This window comes from Mesorhizobium alhagi CCNWXJ12-2 (assembly GCF_000236565.1).
GTDB lineage: Bacteria > Pseudomonadota > Alphaproteobacteria > Rhizobiales > Rhizobiaceae > Allomesorhizobium > Allomesorhizobium alhagi.
This window is the reverse complement of the sequence record NZ_AHAM01000224.1, coordinates 1-4,145: the sequence shown is the minus strand read 5'-3', so window position 1 is coordinate 4,145 and position 4,145 is coordinate 1. Positions and strand designations below refer to the sequence as shown.

The 4,145-nt window shown below is 60.1% G+C and carries 3 protein-coding genes; all 3 read left to right on the top strand.

Annotated features, from left to right (window positions below):
• The first annotated feature begins 936 nt into the window (after positions 1-936).
• Positions 937-1,320, top strand: a complete 384-nt coding sequence (locus MAXJ12_RS34625; protein ID WP_139044039.1) for a hypothetical protein — start codon at positions 937-939, stop codon at positions 1,318-1,320.
• Positions 1,321-1,572: 252 nt separating this feature from the next.
• Entirely contained in the window at positions 1,573-3,012 is a 1,440-nt protein-coding gene (locus MAXJ12_RS25255; RefSeq protein WP_008838902.1) for a DUF4214 domain-containing protein, read from the top strand.
• A gap of 830 nt (positions 3,013-3,842) precedes the next feature.
• On the top strand, positions 3,843-4,145 hold a 303-nt coding region (locus tag MAXJ12_RS25245), incomplete at its 3' end, for a nucleotidyltransferase domain-containing protein (protein ID WP_139044040.1).

Below are 4,145 nucleotides of genomic sequence, written 5' to 3'. Positions count from 1 at the left end.
AATCAGACTCGCACCCGCTTGACCAGTGACTACTCAGACACGCTCCTAGTGATAGCTCAGTAGCAGAAGGGATCCATTCTGTCTTCCGCTGAAAGGACGTCGATTCCGCGACGAAGCGGGCTCTTCGCAAGGACGGCTCAATGATGGAGGATATTTTCCGCCACCAAGTTCGTCCCGGCAATGTGTATCTGCATTTCAGCGGAATCGCCGTTCGCCGGATCTACTGCGATCGGCTCTATACCGACCACGCTTACCCAAGCCCTTACCCCGATCGGCCGGTGAGCGCGGTAACACACGCAACCAACGGAGGGTCACATGCCGTCCGAAGCTCCGCCGCGCGAGCTCTGTTACCTGGCGCCAACTCAGCTGTCGCTGCTTCAGGCCTTCCACGCAAACCAGCGAGGCCAATGGAATCGCTCAGAGGTTGATGGGCCTTTACCTTCGTGGAATCAAAGATCCGAACATATTGAGGAAGATTGTCGCCGCCAGCGACCAGATTGCCAGCTAACAACTGAAGAGACGCTTGGCAGGCGGTCACCGCCTTATTTTCGCGTCGCATCTTTCGCGCTATTTGCGCGACGCCTGACGGCGCGGGCGCACCCCTGAATTCGTCCTGGCTGGTCGACTTGGCAGTGCCTGCAAGGAGAGCGGTGAAGCAATATCTGCATGGCCCGATGTCCGCATTGGCCAATTCGATAGGACAAGTTCCGCATTGGTCCGATTCTCGGGCATAATCGACAGATGATGCCAGCAGCTTCAACACGGGCAATCCTGGTGCAACCCCTTTCGCGCCAGCGCGCGCTCGCTTGCCTGATTGCCGCCTCAATTTCGATTCCGGCCATCGTCCAATTGTCTATCCATCAAGCCGGCGCCAAAGATCGTGTCACGGCGCGGGCGGCTCAGCACATGGGCAGCCTTGATGCGAGTTCTTCAAACATGGCTGCCCTCTACGCCGCCAGGCCGGCTGTCCTTGTCGAATACGTGGCGGCGATGAGAAGATACCAGGCCGCGGCGGCTCGTGCTGACGCAACCGGGCTCGCAATGAGGCTGGAGATGAGCGCAGAGCCACCGCCGAACGAGCCGTGGACCTGGATTGCTGCGTCAGGCGATTCCCTGCGACGCGTCAAGGCCGGCATGTTCAAGCTGTCGACCGGCAGCTATCTAGGCAATTGGTTTTCCGACATAGAGTGCCTTGTTGTCGAATGGCCCACATTCCTTTGCAGCGACGGCAGAAAGCGGAAAATGTCGGCTCCCGATGCCGAAACAGTGATTTTCGAGGGCGCCGACTACAAGCGACCTCATACCAGCAGCGATCCTTAATGCGATATCTCCTGGACATGCAGCGTCCGGGGTCCGAGCGTGTTCTGGCCGCCAAGGGCGCAGGGCAGCTTCTCGATGATCTCGGAGCCGCCAATTTGATGCGGTCGGAATTGCCGTTGCCCCCTGGCGCGAATGGGGGAACAACAGCCGCCGAAAGGGGTAGTACTTCCGCTCACCAATATGGGCAGATTGCCCCGCGTGTCGGAAGCCGGAACTATTGCCCGCTCGACTGGGCGAAGAGGATCGGCTTCCATGTTCATCCGCATTTCAACCACAGTGGCTTGCATGCTCGCCACAACCACCGTGGCTGCTACGGCAGACTTCCTTTGGGGCGTCAATGGCCATCCGATAACCGCCTATCCAGGTGTGCGAATAGAGCGTCAGCTCGATTTCATCGAGGATCTTGGCCTGAAGTCCTACCGGGTGAACATCTCGAGCGAAGACAACGCCGATGACCTGGCCGCTCTTGTCGCCGCGGCGAAAAAGCGCGGCATCGAGATGCTGCCCGTCATCACCCCTCAGGCCGTGGATCTGGAAGAAGACAGCCCGGACGAACTGTACGGGAAGGCCAAGAAGGTGGCCGTCACGCTCGCCACCCGGTTCAAGGACGAAATTCGCGTCTGGGAACTTGGCAACGAGATGGAAAACCACGCCATCATCAAGCCCTGCGAGAACAGGGATGACGGCACGCAGTATCCCTGCGCCTGGGGACCTGCCGGCGGAACCGACGCGCTCGACTATTACGGTCCACGCTGGGTCAAGGTGAGCGCGGTGCTGAAGGGCCTTTCGGACGGGATCACCGCGGTGGATCCGGGGATCAAAAAGGCGATGGGCACGGCTGGATGGGGCCATGTCGGCGCGTTCGCACGCATGAATAATGACGGTATCGATTGGGACATTTCGGTCTGGCACATGTATGGCGAAGACCCTGAATGGGCCTTCCGGGAGATCGCCGGCTATGGCAAGCCGATCTGGGTGACGGAATTCAACCACCCGTTAGGAAGCCAGCGGGGCGAGCGGCAGCAGGCCGAAGGCATCAAGCAAACGATGACGCGGCTTCGCGAACTCCAGAGCAAGTACAAGGTCGAAGCCGCCCATATCTATGAACTCCTCGACGAGACGTATTGGGCGCCGAGCCACGAAGCCGAGATGGGCCTGGTGAGGCTCGCAGCGACGGCTGACGGAAAGTGGGCAGCAGGAGAGCCAAAGCCCGCCTACAAGGCAGTGCGCGACTTTGTCCGCGGCCCGCGTGCGCTCCCGGAGCCGAAGCGTGACTGCGATCTCGCCGAGATGCGGACCCAGGAAATAGTCGGGCATATCAACTATGGCTATTGCCTGGTGCTTGGCCGGGCGGCCGACATGGAAGGTACCGACAATTGGCGCGAGCCCCTCAAAAGGGGCGACGCCGGTGTGACGGAAATGCTTCTCACCTTGATCCGCTCCGACGAGTTCACCGGTCGCTATGGAGCCTTTGGCCTGTCGGATCGCGCCTATATCAGCTTTCTTTATCGCCTGCTGCTGGACCGTGACGCCGATCAGCACGGCCTCGACAGTTACGCCAAGGAGCTACGGGCCGGCGCGATGTCGCGCGAGAACGTCGCCTATGGCATCATGATTTCGAGCGAATTTCAGTCAAAACACCCTCTTCTTTACAACGCCGCTCTCGACACGGAAGCGCCCCCGCCAGGCTAGAACGTTCAGCGGGCAGGCGCGCGTGCCCGCATGTATCGCACGCTTGTTATGACCCCCTTGGCCATCAATCGCCGATAGCCTCAGGACCCATGCGAACGGGTTCCGCTTCCGTCACGGTCCAACACCACCCATCAAATGGGATCGCAATGCCCTTCACGGATAGCTGTGCGACCTCTCGGCGGCCGCCTGCCACGGTTGTTGCGGGTCGGAACAATCGCTGTTGCGGACTTTCAACATGGTCCTGTTTGGAAAAGCCTGCCTGCGGCAGAGACCGGAAATTCGGCTCGAAGCGCTGATCATGCGCGTCTGTAGGGTCGCGAGGAGTTGTCAATTCGGGTTCGCGACTTCTGCCGCTTTTGCCCGCTTTGGCTTTGTTCGTTTGGAATTCAGGATCTCGGCGATTGCTGCCAATTGGCCGTTGCTGCGAAACGCCTCGGCGCGCTGGTAACCCCACATTTGCCCCGATCGGCCGGATCGACGACCCGCTCGTCTGCTGGGCCAACGAGTGAGACCAGCATGGCCGATCAGCTCCCATCGCAGCGGTGTGGCGGCCGGCAGGCTGCGGCGGGGTCACTTGCGTCAAAACATTGGCTGCGGCCCAAAACTGGATTCGACGCCATATCCTTGTGGAGCGAGTGCGTGTCGACAAGAGAGCCAATGGGCGTAGCGGATGGAGGCGATGGAGCGTTCGATGGACACGCCCGACCGGCGCTCCTTCGAAACTCTTTGCAACCAAGACGATTGCTGCTTCAGGGTCGGTCTGTTAGCCCTTGAATGTGGAATGTGGCGGCGCCGCTCGTGAGCTCCGCCACCGCGAGCTGCTATCGATGATGAAGAGCACCATTGACCATCTGCCGGAGGAGAAGCAGCGGGAGCTGGCCCGTGTGTTAGAAATCCTCCATATCGAATTCGAGGATGCGCTGGCGCTGAGCAGCTCCGACTGGAAGAAGAACGGCCGCATCCTGAAAATCCTCCTGTTCGGCTCCCACGCCCGCGGCGATTGGGGGGATGAGCCGCACACCATGAAGGGCTACCGCAGCGATTTCGACATTCTGGTGATCGTCAACAACAGCAAGCTCAGCGATTTCGCATACTGGTACAAAGCCGAAGATCGGCTGCTGCGCGACCGGGCG

Excerpts from the sequence above, each read along its gene's own strand:
- MAXJ12_RS34625 (WP_139044039.1), top strand. The coding sequence starts at position 937 with ATGGCTGCCCTCTACGCCGCCAGGCCGGCTGTCCTTGTCGAATACGTG.
- MAXJ12_RS25255 (WP_008838902.1), top strand. The coding sequence starts at position 1,573 with ATGTTCATCCGCATTTCAACCACAGTGGCTTGCATGCTCGCCACAACC.